Here is a 13,226-nt window from a genome sequence, read left to right on the forward strand (position 1 = left end):
TGGCTACACTCGCCGCATGGCTGGCAACTGGAGCAGATTCGGCAAGGAACTGGGCAAGATCGCACTGCGCGAGGGCCCGAGGCTACTGCGTCAACTACAGAACTCCGGTGCGCTGCAGAAAGGCAAGGACGCGATCTCCGGAAGCGCGTCGCGCACACCGGCTCCGGCACCTCGCCCCGGCCGTCCGGTGGCATCGCAGACCAGGCCGACCGCCCAACGGGCGCGGACCATCGAGTACTCCCCCGATCTGGACGGCAAGGCCGATCCGGGTGAGATCGTCTGGACCTGGGTTACCTACGAGGAAGACGCCACTCAGGGCAAGGACCGCCCGGTGCTGGTCATCGGGCGTGAGGGCAACGATCTGCTCGGCCTGATGCTGTCGAGCCAGAGCAGCCGCGACGGCGACCGCGACTGGCAGTCGATCGGATCCGGTGCGTGGGACGCCGAGGGGCGACCGAGCTGGATTCGTCTGGACCGAGTTCTCGACGTGCCCGAGGACGGTATTCGTCGCGAAGGCGCAATCCTCGGTAGAGCTCAGTTCGAGTCCGTGGCAGATCGGTTGCGTCGGGACTACGGCTGGAACTGACCTCGTGCGCGTTTTGCGTATCCCTGGGTACGCAAAACGCGCACGACGCTAGGCCAGTCGCGTGATCTCCACGACCACGTCGAGAGCCGTCGAACCGCCGCCGGAGAAGATGCCCTTGAGCGGCGGGACGTCGGCGTAATCACGGCCGAGTCCGACCGACACGTGCTGCTCGTTGACGGCGATGGCGTTGGTCGGGTCGTAGCCCCACCACGCCCCGGTCCAGGCCTCGATCCAGGCGTGGCTCTGGCCTTCCACCGTCGCACCGATCGCGGCCTGTTTCTTCGGGTGCAGGTAGCCCGAGACGTACCGGCTGGGGATGCCGACGCTGCGCAGCATCAACAGCGTCAGGTGGGCGTAGTCCTGACAGACACCCTTCTTTTCCGACCATGCCTCCACGGCCGAGGTGTGCACACCGGTGGTACCGGGAACGTACGACATCTCCTGGTTGACCCAGTTGGAGATCTCGACGACCGATTCCTGCGGCGGCAGACCCTTCGACAGCTTTTTCGCGACCGACGCGAGTTGCCTGTTCTTCGGCACGTACTCGGTGTTGTCGAGCACCTCGTTGAAGCGGTCGGTGATCGGGTCGCTGGCCAGCTCCTCCCATGAGGCGTTCTCGTCGGGGTAGACGAAGGGGTCGGTCTCGACCACCGACGAACCGGTCACCTCGAGCTCGGTGTGCGGCGCGTGCAGGTCGAATGCCGTCACCGCCGTTCCCCAGTAGTCGGTGTACCGGTAGGAGCGGGTCACCGGGTTGGTCTCGACTCGGTTCAGAATGACGTTCTGCCGGTTGTCACTTCGCGGCGTCAGTCGAGCCTCGTTGTACGACGACGTCACCGGTGCGTCGTACTGATAGCCCGTGGTGTGCACGACACGCATACGCCAGCTCACAGTTCACCTTCCAATTGATCTTCGTATGTGCCGGACCCGGCATCGGTCCACGCCACCCACGGCGCGGCATGGAAGTACTGCTTCGAGATCGCCTCGCCGAGTTCGCGGCAGGTTTCCTGCAATGCCAGTAGCCGATCCTGCAGGTCCTCGAGAATTGCACCGGGACGCAGGAATTCGAGCTCACTTCGAGCGCGACCGAGTAGGCGCTGCGCCTCGGCGCGGGCACCGACGCGACTGTTCGGCTGATGATCGAGCTGGTCGAGAGACCGTTCCGCCTCGGTCAGTGCGTAGAACACCGAACGCGGAAAGAGTCTGTCCAACAACATGAATTCCAGTACTCGCTGGGCATCGAGCGCGCCGCGGTAGGTGCGCAGGTAGGTGTCGTGGGCACCGGCCGAGCGAAGCACAGTGACCCACGCCGGCGACGACGGCCGGTCACCGGCTCGCGAGAGCAACAACCGAACGATCATGTCGATGCGCTCGACCGAGCGACCGAGCAGGAGAAAGCGATAGCCGTCGTCGTGGCTGAGGGTGGAGTCCGCGAGACCGGCGAACATCGCGGCGCGCTCCTCGATGTAGCTGAAGAACTCGGCCGGGCCGGTGCGCTTGGACGCCCTGATGCGCTCGTTCAATCCGTTGTACGTGGTGTTCAAGCACTCCCACATCTCACTGGACGTGACTTCACGCGCACCTCGGGCGTTCTCGCGCGCACTCGACAGTGAGTCCACGATCGAACCCAATCCGTCGCGGCTGAAGGCGACGACCTCGGTAAGCGACCACACGTCGAGCGAGACGTCCGGCTCGTGCTGGAAACCGAGCACTCGCAACAACACTCGCGAAGTGTGGTCGGGATCGACTGTGGCGTCTTCGAGAAGCTGGTGGACGGTGACATCGAGAATGCGGGCCGTGTCGTCCGCTCTCTCCACATACCGCCCGATCCAGTAGAGCGACTCTGCGTTGCGCGCGAGCATTTACTGTCCACCGCCGTTCGAGTCCGGGTTCGTTGCCTGCTGCTGTTGCTGTTGCTGCTGCTGATTCATTTGTTGGTCCATCGTCAGCTCCGGGCCTTGTTCGGCCATCGGTGACTCCGGCGGAACGCTGACGATCTCGTCGCCGGCAAGTTCCTGCTCCTCCTGAGAGGTCCGAGTGGCGAGCACCCAGGTGTCCTTGCTGCCACCGCCCTGGCTGGAGTTCACCACCAGGGACCCCTCCGGCAATGCCACCCGGGTCAGACCGCCGGGCAACACCCAGACGTCGTCGCCGTCGTTGACCGCGAACGGCCGCAGGTCGACGTGGCGGGGTACCAAGCGATCGCCGATCTTCGTCGGCACCGTCGAGAGCTGTACGACGGGCTGGGCGATCCAGCCGCGCGGATCCGCGCGGACCTTCTTGCTGATGGTGGCGAGTTCCTTCGGCGAGGCGTCGGGTCCGAAGACGATGCCGTAGCCGCCAGAACCTTCCACCGGCTTGATCACCAGTTCGTCGATGCGGTCGAGGACTTCCTCGCACTCGTCGTCGAGCCAGCACCGGAACGTGTCGACGTTGGCCAACAGCGGCTTCTCGCCCATGTAGTAGTCGATGATCGTCGGTACGTACGTGTAGACGAGCTTGTCGTCGCCGACGCCGTTTCCGACGGCACTCGAGATGACGACGTTGCCTGCGCGGGCGGCGTTGACCAGACCTGCCACTCCCAGCACCGAGTCGGGACGGAACTGCATGGGGTCGAGATAGTCGTCGTCGATTCGTCGGTAGATGACATCGACCTGACGCTCACCCTCGGTGGTGCGCATGTAGACGATGTTGTCTCGGCAGAACAGGTCTCGACCTTCGACGAGCTCGACGCCCATCAGCCGAGCGAGCAGCGAGTGCTCGAAGTACGCCGAGTTCGCCACGCCCGGAGTGAGAACCACCACGGTCGGGTCGGCCTCGTTGAGGGCGGCCGATGCGCGCAGTGCCCGCAGCAGGTGCGAGGCGTAGTCGCCGACGGCACGCACGCGGTGACTGGCGAACAGGTCCGGGAACACCCGGGCCATGGTCCGGCGGTTCTCCATGACGTAGGAGACGCCCGAGGGTGAGCGCAGGTTGTCTTCGAGGACACGGAACGTGCCCTGCGCGTCGCGCACGAGGTCGATTCCGGCAACGTGGATACGTACGCCGTTGGGCGGGGTGATGCCGACGGCCTCACGGTGGAAGTGCTCGCACGACGTGATCAGGCGTTTCGGAACGACGCCGTCCCGCAGGATTTCCTGGTCTCCGTAGATGTCGGCGAGGAACATCTCGAGAGCCTTGACGCGCTGCTTGATGCCGCGTTCGAGACGCGACCACTCCCCTGCTGCGATGACGCGGGGCACCTGATCGAGCGGGAACGGGCGTTCTTGGCCGGACAGCGAGAACGTGATGCCCTGGTCGACGAACGCGCGTCCGAGCGCATCCGATCTGGCGTCCAGGTCCACGGCGTTCGCCGGGGCGAGCGCCGTGTGGATTCCTTTGTACGGCGTTCGAGTACGACCGTCCGAGTCGAACATCTCGTCGAAGGCGAGGCTGTACTTTCCGACGTCGGAGTACCCCCCGAACACCCCGTCTGCATCGGGTTCGACACGATCCGCTGACTTCGTTCTGGTCGCTTTGGCCTTGGAGGCGGCATGCGTTGCCGATCGCGGACTCATCCTGGCAATGTTGCTACAGAGACAGGAGTTAGGCGCGGTAGAAGCGTTAAATTCTTGAAACGGCTGTGGAGGGCGACGCCGGATTGGGTTCTGCCGTCCTGTGCTGGTATTCTCGATCTTCGGCGCAGGGCTCAACGCTCAGCAGCAGACTTCGGGCATTCCAGCATGGATCGCCCTGACCGGAATACCGACGAAGACGACAAGGATTTTACGCGTGGCCAATATCAAGTCCCAGAAGAAGCGGATTCTCACCAACGAGCGTGCACGCCTGCGCAACCAGTCGGTGAAGTCCTCCCTTCGCACCGTCATCCGCTCGTTCCGCGAGGCACAGGCTGCGGGCGACAAGGACAAGGCTTCCGAGATTCTCCTCGATGCCGGCCGCAAGCTCGACAAGGCCGCCAGCAAGGGCGTCATCCACAAGAACCAGGCCGCCAACAAGAAGTCGGCACTGGCTCTCGCAGTCAACAAGCTCTGATCTCGTACTGAGCTCGATCGAGCCCGCTGCATCCGATGAGGACGCAGCGGGCTTTGTCGTGCGCCGGGCACCCCGCTAGCGGTCACCCAACGAGGCGACCTCGGCGACAGCTCGCTCCACCGCGTAGTCCGCGTCCGCTGCTTGGCCTTTGACGTCGGCGTTCAGCTGCGCCACCACGCGCAGGGCCTGCGCTATCGAGCGGCCGTTCCAGCCGCGCGCTTGGCCCTGCGCCTTCTTGATCTTCCAGGGCGGCATTCCCAGTTCGCCTGCCATCCGGAACGGGTCACCGCGACCGGCCGAGCCGACGAGCGCGATTGTGCGCACGGCATCGGCGAGCGCATCCGCGAGAAGAACGTGGGCCACTCCCCGGTGCATCGCCCACCGCAAGGCTTCGAGAGCGCCGGCTCGATCACCGATGACGGCCTTGTCCGCGACGTCGAATCCCGATACCTCCGCCTTGCCCGAGTAGTACCGACGCACGGCGGCCAGATCGACTTTGCCTCCGGTGTCGGAGACCAACTGTGAACACGCCGAGGCCAATTCGCGGAGTTCGTTACCGACGGACTCGACGACAGCCTCGATCACCTCGCCGCTGACGCGGACGTCCGCCGCGCGAAACTCGCCCCGGACAAAATCGATCCGCTCGGCCGGTTTGGTGAGCTTGACGCATTCGTGGACCTGAGCCCCGCATTTCTGGAGGGCACCGACCATCGCTTTGGCGCGGCCGCCGCCGGAATGCATGACCACCACGACGGCACCCTCGGGTGGATCGGTAGCCGCGTCGAGCACCAGAGCGACTGCATCCTTACCGGCCTCGGCCGCCGCCTCGAGTACGACGACACGGTCTTCGGCGAACAGAGACGGACTCAGCAGTTCGGCAAGCTCGGGAGCACTTGCGTCACCGGTCCGCAGCCGGGTCACCGGGAGGTCCTCCCCCGGGATCGCCGCATTCGCACGCACCTGCGTCACGATCGCGGCCACCGCACGATCCATCAGTAGTTCCTCGTCGCCGAGTACCAGATGCAGAGGAGCCACACTCAAAGTCACGACCATGATCGTGCCATGCGCCGCCGACACCACGGACATCCGCTTCGGACCGTCACTCACCACACGACATGGGCCGTCCACAGCGCCAGAAGTGCAATCGCGAACGTGGCCGACACCCAGCGGAACAACGCCCATCGCAGCGCGCCCAGGAGCACGACAGTGCCGACGATCGCCGCCGCGATTCCACGGACACCCTCCGGAACGACGACCGATGCTGCCGGCACCGACGCGGCACGCTCGGCCACCGTGATCAACCACCACAACGGTGCCGACGCCAGCTGCGCCGTCACGTCGGCCAACGAGGTGCTGACCACAGCCAACACCGCAGTCACGATGCCCACCACGGTGATGGGAGCGACCACCGGCGAGACCAGTACGTTCGCAACCACACCCACCACGCTGAACGTTCCCGCCATTGCCGCGACGACGGGTGCCGTCACCACGTGGGCCGCCGCGGCGACCGCCACCACCTCCGCAGCTGCCCGGGGCCATCCTCGGGCCCGCAGCCAGTCCACCCAGATCGGTGCCACCAGCACCAGCCCCGCGGTGGCGAACACAGACAACACGAATCCGACGTCCACGGCGAGCCGCGGCCACCACCCGAGTAGTGCCAACACCGCGCCGCACAAGGCCGGGACCGCTTGCTTCCGTCTGCCGGTCACCAAGGCCAGCAAACCGATCGACCCCATCACCGCGGCGCGCAACACGCTGGGGGACGGTCGGGCCACGACGACGAAGGCGATCAGAACGACGAAGGCAATCGTGACGGTGGCGCGAGGCCCTATCCCTATGCCGCGCAACACCAACAGCACGGCACCGATCAGGATCGAGAAGTTCGCACCCGACACCGCCGTCAGATGCGTCAAGCCCGCGGCTCGGAAGTTCTCGACTACCTGCTCGTCCAATCGTGAGACATCGCCCACGACGAGGCCCGGCAGTAGACCTGCCCGGTCCGACGGGAGCGAATTCTGCGCCACGTCTGCCAGATTCGAGCGAAACGAGCCCGCCGCCGACGAGACCGGTCCGGGCTCACCTACTGCCACCGGCGGACCGGTCGTTCGGATGACGGCCACGGTCATATCGGACCTGGTGGGCACCCCGAGCCGGCCTCGGACCGTGATCTGCTGGCCCGGAAGTAGTGCCGACCATGTCGACTCCGGCGCCACGATCGATACCCGGCCGCCGACGTAGAGCGCCTCGCCGCCGACATCGACGCGGGTCATCTCCGCCTGCAACATCACCATCCGCGGCCCGGGCGCGGGTAGGCGTCGCGGGTCTTCTTCGAGATCGACCACTGCCGTGATCCATGCCCGATTCTGCGCGGCCGCAGCCACTGGATGCTCCGCCACTGAGCGCATCTGAAGCCAGATCGCACCGCCGAAACACAACGCCACGACGATCACCGCGGCCGCCCCGGACCACACGTGTCTCGCAGTGTCCGCTCGACCCGTCGAGATCCTTTGCAGCACAACGGCTCCCAGCACCACGATCGCGCACGTCACCACCGTGGCCGTCACCGCCGCGCTCGGACCGGCGAGAATACCGGTCGCAGTGATAGACCAGGATGCCGCCGCCGCCGGAATCAGGCGGATGTCGAAAGGAACTGGTTCCTCGGAGTCCGTCGACGACGGCACCCCGGTCACGAGACTCGGACCAGGTCGCGAATCTTGGTGAGCCGGCCCGGGCCGATACCGTCGACCTCGGCGAGCTGATCGACCGATACGAAGCGGCCGTTCGTGTCTCGCCAGCTCACGATCGACGTTGCCGTCACCGGTCCCACACCGGGCAGCGCATCCAATTCTGCGACCGTGGCCGTATTGAGGTCCACTGCCCCGCCGGCGGCAGGGCCCGCCTGGTCCGTCGTCGAACCGGCACCACTGTCGGGCCCTGCGCCCTGACCCGACGTGGTGCCGCTGACCGGAGGGGCCGCCGGAGCCGGGACCAACCCCACGACGATCTGATCGCCGTCCGACACCCGAGCTGCCATGTTCAGCGCCAACAGATCGGCACCCTCCACAGCCCCTCCCGCTGCGGCCAGGGCGTCGGCGATGCGCGAGCCCGGTTGCAGCCGAACGAGACCGGGATGCGCGACGAGTCCGACGACACTGACGACAAGTTCTGTTTCGGCAACAGGTGCCGTGCCGGCCGTTCTGTCCGGCGGCCGGCTCGACGATCCGGATTCGGACAACGCCGAGTCCGGCGCGCGGGCATCGGCGGCGTCGGTGGAGACCACCGCCAGTGGTGGTGCGGGCGCAGGCGTCGGCGCATCTCGAAACACCGCGAAGCCGGCGACGAGGACCACGAACACACCCGCCGCCGCCAACGCCTTCACACCGGGTCGGCCGGGATCCACCCGCGCGAATCGCCACCGCTGCGGTAGCAACGACGACCATGGTGATTCGGGACGCTGCACGGCAGGAAGCAGCCACTCCGGATCGGGATGCACGACGCCGGCCTGTGGTTGCCCGATCGGCGGCTCGCCCTGGTGGTCATCGAATTCGTCGACTCGGCGCGGCTCGGCGCGCGCGGAATCACTCTGCCTCCGCACGGAATTCAATCGTGCCACCGTGTGTGCCCGATCGTCGTCGCCGCCCATGTCTCAGGACGCTAGCGCCCTCCGGACGGACCTGACCGGGGCGAACAATGGTCGCGAACTACCCTGTGCACAACCGAGATTCTGTGGATGATGCGGCTCGATACGCCCTACCGATGATCAGGAGCGACGACTACGCCGACGGCACCGGGACCGACGTGTGCACCGAGCACCGCACCGAACGGCAGCACGTCGACGCTGGTCAGGTTCGGGATACGCGCCATCAGCATGGCTGAGACGTCCTCGGCTCGCTCGGCGCACTGCATATGATGCACCGCCACGACAACCCCGGAATCCGTACCGATGTCGGCTGCCGCGGCAGCTGCCGCGTCCACCAGCTTGCTCAGTGCTTTCGAGGAGGTTCGCGTCTTCTCGCGCAACACCAGGGCACCATCGCTGATGTGCAGCACCGGCTTCATCGCCAGGGCCGTACCGAGCAGGGCTGCGGCAGTGCCGATACGACCGCCGCGGCGCAGGTGATCCAATCGATCGACGACGATGAAACATCTCGACGACGCAGACCTGCGAACAGCATCGTCGTAGACCTCGTCGAGTCCGGCTCCACCCGCTGCAACATACGCTGCTGCCAGCGCCGGATAGCCCAATCCCATTCCGGCAGAACCGGAATCGACCACCTTCACCAACGATCCGATCTGCTCGGCGGCCTGCCGCGCAGCCTCCCAGGTGCTCGACAGGCCCCGGGAGATGTGCAGTGCGACGACGCCCGCCCCGCGACTGCGTTCGAGAGCTGCGGCATAGACCTCGGTCAGCTCGCCCGGAGACGCCCCCGCGGTCGTCACCGGCTTTCCGTCGGTCGATCGTTCGGGAATCTCGTCGATACCCTCACGATGGTCGACGCCGTCCACCAACACATGCAGCGGTGCCACCGTGATACCGCACTCGGCGGCTACGGACGCGGGCAGGCAGGACGACGAGTCGGTGACGACGGCGACGGTCATGGGTGCCGGATCGCTGCCGCCGCTGCCACCGGTCGCAACACCGTCAGCATTGCGTCGGCCACAGCCACGTGTGCGTCCCAACCCCAGTGGATTCCGTCGGGGTTGGCGTTCTCGGACTCGATGTTCGGACGAACTGCCTCCGCGAGATCGACCATGGGAACACTATTTTCGTCGCTCCAGGCACGCAGCGCTCGTACCGCGGGCTCGCGCCCCGAATGCACCCGCCCGTAGGCGTCGCACCGATGCACCGACGGGTAGGTACCGACGACGGGCAATTCCGGCCGCACGTAGGCCAATGCGGCGCGGGTCTGTTCGAGGTAGTCGACACTCAGTCGCGGCGGAAGCGCCACCGGCCAACCGAGATGCGACAGAACCGGCTGCACCGCTTGATAACCCGCGCGAACGACCCGCCGAAGTGCGGGCGGACGGATGTAGCGGATCTGCTCACGCAACGCGGTCGGTAGCGGCGACGGCAACGAGTCCATGCCGCCGATTCCGAGTACGACGGCACCGGCCCGCGGTATCACCGCCCACACTCGCGGATCCTGGGTCAGAGCCCACCACGCATCGCGGCTCGTCCAGCCGATGCGGGCTACCAGCTCGACATCCCAATCCAGCTCTGCGGCAACGATATTGGGCCACAGTCGAGGATCGTCGACCGGCAGCCCGCCCTCTGGTCCGTAATAGCTCAGCGAGTCCGCCAGCACGAGCAGCACGGGGCGCGCGGCGGCCTCCTCAGAGGACGTCACTGGCCACCCGCGCCGAGGCGTTCCAGACGTCGAGCCGCCAGGACGGGTTGTCACCGGGTCCGTGCGCACCGAGCTGTACCCAGCTGGTGTTGGCGAGGCCGCCGAGCACCGGCCAGCGATCGGTCGGCAGTGCGAGCAACGCTGCGGTCAGGGCAGCGATCAACCCTCCGTGCGCCACGAGCACCAGTGGTCGCTGGTCGCCGTCGGCACCCCACTCGGGAACGCCGCCGAGGAGCTCACGCACCAGCGGCACGCTGCGGTTCGCAACGTCGATGCGACTTTCCCCACCGGGCGGGGCGACGGTTGCGTCGGCACGCCAGGCCGGACGCGCACCGGGGGCGATGTCGTCCACCTCGGTGTGGGTGAGTCCCTGCCAGTCGCCGAGATGCGTCTCCCGCAGCCGCTCGTCCGTGGACACCGGGACTCCAGCCGCGTCCCCGAGAGCTTCCGCAGTGTCGAGAGCGCGCTTGAGATCGGACGAGACGATGCGGATGGGCGCGCGGACAGCCAATTCGGCCGCAGCCGTCTTCGCCTGACTGCGGCCCAGCTCGGACAGATCGGTATCGAGCTGGCCCTGCATACGGTCGGTGGCGTTGTAGTCAGTCTGACCGTGGCGAAGCAGGATGAGCCGCCGGATCATTGCTCCGGTTCCGGTGCCGGATGCTGACCGAGGCCCGGAACCTCGATCGTCGGGCAGTCCTTCCACAGCCGCTCGAGCGCGTAGAAGTTGCGCTCCTCGTTGTGCTGGACGTGCACCACGATGTCGGAGTAGTCCAGCAGCGCCCAGCGGCCCTCTCTGGTGCCCTCGCGACGCACCGGCTTGTGTCCGGCCTCACGAAGCTGGTCCTCGATGTTCTCCACGATCGAGTTGACCTGACGCTCGTTGGGCGCGGAGGCGATCACGAAGCAATCGGTGATGTAGAGCTGGTCGGAGACGTCGAGGATCACCACGTCGCTGGCCAGTTTGTCGTCGGCTGCGAGCGCGGCGATACGCGCCATCTCGGCGGCTTCGGCTGTTGCAGTCACTTCGGTGTACTCCCACTCGTATGGCTCGGGTTCGCGGTCACTGCGCTGGTGACCGACCCGGCCGGTTGCTTCTTCTGTGGCGCCGGTTCCGACATGGTGACGGATCCGTCGAGGCGCTGCGCGCCCCGTGGTCGATAGAGGTTCCTCTTCGAGATGTATTGCACGACGCCGTCCGGGACGAGGTACCAGACCGGCCGATTTTCACCGGCACGACGTCGGCAGTCCGTCGACGATATCGCGAGTGCCGGGATTTCCATCAATGTGAGAGTGTCGGCGGGCAACGATCGTAGATGGTTGGCCAGATGATCGACGCCGAGCTCGAACCCCGGCCGCGTCACTCCGACGAACTTCGCGAGCTCGAAGAGCTCCTCCCAGTTCTGCCACGTCAGGATGGACTCGAGCGCATCGGCACCGGTGATGAAGTACAACTCGGCATCGGGGTGCTGCGCTCGAAGATCCCTCAGGGTGTCGACGGTGTAGGTCGACTTCTCCCGGTCGACGTCGACCCGGCTCACCGAGAACCGAGGATTCGACGCGGTGGCGATGACCGTCATCAAGTAGCGATCCTCGGCCGGGCTGACCGACCGGCCCTCCTTCTGCCACGGGGTCCCGGTGGGAACGAAGATGACCTCGTCCAGACCGAACGTGGCCGCCACCTCGCTCGCAGCCACGAGGTGACCGTGGTGAATGGGGTCGAAAGTGCCGCCCATGACCCCCAACCGGAGAGTCGGCGTGGTGTTCGTGTCCTCACCGGGGCCGGATTCGTGCTGCACAACCGACGATTCTACGTCCGTGGCAGCGACGCCGGTTACACGCCTCATACCGGCAACAGTCGTGAGACCACCGTCGCGAGCTGTTGGGCCGACCGACACTCGTGCATCGCAATCACGTCCGCATACACCTTGGCCGCCGAATCACCGGATCCCCACTGAGATTTGGGCTCGGGGTTGAGCCAGTAGGCGTGCTTGGCCACCGAGACGATTCGGGCCAACGCCGGCAGCTTCGGTTCGCGATAGTTCGTCCGGGCATCGCCCAGAACGAGAACCGAACTACGGCTGGTGATGACCTGCGCGTACTTCTCGTCGAACGTCGTCAGGGCATGCCCGTAATCCGAATGACCGTCGTAGGACACGAGGTCCGCTTCCCGCACGATCCGGCTCATGGCTGCCCCGAGGTCTGCCCCGGAATCGAAGAACCGCGTCACCTCGTCGGTGGAGTCGACGAACGCAAAGATTCGTACCCGGGAGAACTGTTCACGAAGAGCATGCACCAGCAGCAGAGTGAAGTTGCTGAATCCGGCCACCGAGCCCGAGACATCGCACAGCACAACCAGTTCCGGCCGCGCCCGACGCGGCTTGCGCTCCACCAGGTCGATGGGAATACCGCCGGTCGACATGGATTTGCGCAGCGTGCGTCGCAGATCGATAGAGCCGTGACTGCTTCGACTGCGGCGCACCGCAAGTCGCGAGGCCAGCAACCGCGCCAGCGGTGCGACGTTACGTCGCAACGCAGCCATCTCCGCGTCCGAGGCACGCAGGAAATCGACTTCCTCCGCCAGTTTCGGCACACCGTAGCTCGCTACCCGGTCGCGGCCCAGTTTCTCGGCCGACCGTCGCCTCGTCTCGCTTTCGACCATCTTACGTAGGTCGGCAATGCGTTGCGCTGCAGTACGTTTGGCCACCTCCGACTCGTAGTCGTCGGTGGGCCGATCCGGCGCGTCGTCACTCCGGCCCAGCAGGCCGTCGAGGATCTTGCGAAGCAGCGTGTCGGGAGCAACATCACGCAACGCCTGATAGGCCGAGAACGACGGCCCGTTCGAGGACTTGTACTGACCGAGCTCCTCGACCATCTGGGCCGCCAGCATCTGGGTCAGTTCGGCCGCCTCCGCCGAGTCGTCCGAGAGCAGTTCGACGATCAGTTCACGCAACGCATCGATATCGACCTCGCCTGTCTCGGTGCGAGGCAGCGCGGTGTCGATCTGCCCCGAATCTCTGGTACCCGATGCCACCGGAAACCACAGGTCGAACAACGCGTCGAACACCCCGCGGTGCGTCGGACGTCGCAGCAGCGCGCAGGCCAGCCCCTCGCGGACCGCTTCTCGGTCCAACAGATCCAACACCGCCAGCACGCGTCCGGCATCCACGGTCTCCGACGGCCCCACCGAGATCCCACGCTTACGCAACGCCTCGACGAAACCGACGAGATGCCCGGGAATTCCGTGTGGGGCGAGCATG

At 66.0% G+C, this 13,226-nt stretch carries 14 protein-coding genes; 2 read left to right on the forward strand and 12 right to left on the reverse strand.

All coding sequences use genetic code 11. From position 1 onward, the window contains the following. Positions 1-16 precede the first annotated feature (16 nt). Positions 17-586: a type II toxin-antitoxin system PemK/MazF family toxin gene (locus J2X62_RS12410; protein ID WP_027497518.1), complete on the forward strand. Its 570-nt coding sequence runs from the start codon at positions 17-19 to the stop codon at positions 584-586. Positions 587-634: 48 nt separating this feature from the next. Here the strand turns inward: J2X62_RS12410 and J2X62_RS12415 are convergent, their stop codons facing one another. From J2X62_RS12415 to J2X62_RS12425, 3 genes are read right to left on the reverse strand one after another with little or no spacing between them, the layout of a single operon-like run. Then, the gene (locus J2X62_RS12415; protein WP_196248540.1) at positions 635-1,477 is read right to left on the reverse strand and encodes a transglutaminase family protein; all 843 of its coding nucleotides are present in this window, start codon (positions 1,475-1,477) and stop codon (positions 635-637) included. Continuing rightward, positions 1,474-2,448 (reverse strand): alpha-E domain-containing protein, encoded by a 975-nt coding sequence (locus J2X62_RS12420; RefSeq protein WP_032368183.1) that lies wholly within the window; start codon positions 2,446-2,448, stop codon positions 1,474-1,476. The genes J2X62_RS12415 and J2X62_RS12420 overlap by 4 nt, the downstream gene beginning before the upstream one ends. Beyond that, entirely contained in the window at positions 2,449-4,002 is a 1,554-nt protein-coding gene (locus J2X62_RS12425) for a circularly permuted type 2 ATP-grasp protein (RefSeq protein ID WP_205914372.1), read from the reverse strand. It abuts the gene before it with no gap. A gap of 355 nt (positions 4,003-4,357) precedes the next feature. Here J2X62_RS12425 and rpsT point away from each other — a divergent pair, with 355 nt between their 5' ends. After that, positions 4,358-4,618, forward strand: coding sequence for a 30S ribosomal protein S20 (rpsT, locus tag J2X62_RS12430; RefSeq protein WP_027497522.1), 261 nt, complete (start codon positions 4,358-4,360; stop codon positions 4,616-4,618). 75 nt (positions 4,619-4,693) lie between these two features. Here the strand turns inward: rpsT and holA are convergent, their stop codons facing one another. From holA to J2X62_RS12475, 9 genes are all read right to left on the reverse strand, one after another. Beyond that, positions 4,694-5,665 carry a DNA polymerase III subunit delta gene (gene holA, locus J2X62_RS12435; protein ID WP_397517585.1) on the reverse strand — a complete coding sequence of 324 codons (972 nt, stop codon included), beginning with the start codon at positions 5,663-5,665 and terminating at the stop codon, positions 4,694-4,696. Between the two features lie 56 nt (positions 5,666-5,721). Then, complete coding sequence (locus J2X62_RS12440) at positions 5,722-7,308, reverse strand: ComEC/Rec2 family competence protein (RefSeq protein ID WP_094694966.1); 1,587 nt, start codon at positions 7,306-7,308, stop codon at positions 5,722-5,724. Next, positions 7,305-8,261, reverse strand: a complete 957-nt coding sequence (locus J2X62_RS12445; RefSeq protein ID WP_310180920.1) for a ComEA family DNA-binding protein — start codon at positions 8,259-8,261, stop codon at positions 7,305-7,307. The genes J2X62_RS12440 and J2X62_RS12445 overlap by 4 nt, the downstream gene beginning before the upstream one ends. 107 nt (positions 8,262-8,368) lie before the next feature. Then, positions 8,369-9,217, reverse strand: coding sequence for a DegV family protein (locus J2X62_RS12450; protein WP_032382753.1), 849 nt, complete (start codon positions 9,215-9,217; stop codon positions 8,369-8,371). Continuing rightward, complete coding sequence (gene octT / locus J2X62_RS12455) at positions 9,214-9,966, reverse strand: diglucosylglycerate octanoyltransferase (protein WP_048318610.1); 753 nt, start codon at positions 9,964-9,966, stop codon at positions 9,214-9,216. The genes J2X62_RS12450 and octT overlap by 4 nt, the downstream gene beginning before the upstream one ends. Continuing rightward, positions 9,953-10,606 carry a histidine phosphatase family protein gene (locus J2X62_RS12460; protein WP_027497528.1) on the reverse strand — a complete coding sequence of 218 codons (654 nt, stop codon included), beginning with the start codon at positions 10,604-10,606 and terminating at the stop codon, positions 9,953-9,955. The genes octT and J2X62_RS12460 overlap by 14 nt, the downstream gene beginning before the upstream one ends. Continuing rightward, the gene (gene rsfS / locus J2X62_RS12465) at positions 10,603-10,992 is read right to left on the reverse strand and encodes a ribosome silencing factor (protein WP_027497529.1); all 390 of its coding nucleotides are present in this window, start codon (positions 10,990-10,992) and stop codon (positions 10,603-10,605) included. Before rsfS ends, J2X62_RS12460 begins: the two co-directional genes overlap by 4 nt. After that, positions 10,989-11,702, reverse strand: coding sequence for a nicotinate-nucleotide adenylyltransferase (gene nadD, locus J2X62_RS12470; protein ID WP_027497530.1), 714 nt, complete (start codon positions 11,700-11,702; stop codon positions 10,989-10,991). Before nadD ends, rsfS begins: the two co-directional genes overlap by 4 nt. 107 nt (positions 11,703-11,809) lie before the next feature. Next, positions 11,810-13,225 (reverse strand): VWA domain-containing protein, encoded by a 1,416-nt coding sequence (locus tag J2X62_RS12475; RefSeq protein ID WP_032368188.1) that lies wholly within the window; start codon positions 13,223-13,225, stop codon positions 11,810-11,812. Position 13,226: the final 1 nt, after the last annotated feature.

The sequence above is a fragment of the Rhodococcus sp. 3258 genome (assembly GCF_031456475.1).
Lineage (GTDB): Bacteria > Actinomycetota > Actinomycetes > Mycobacteriales > Mycobacteriaceae > Rhodococcoides > Rhodococcoides fascians.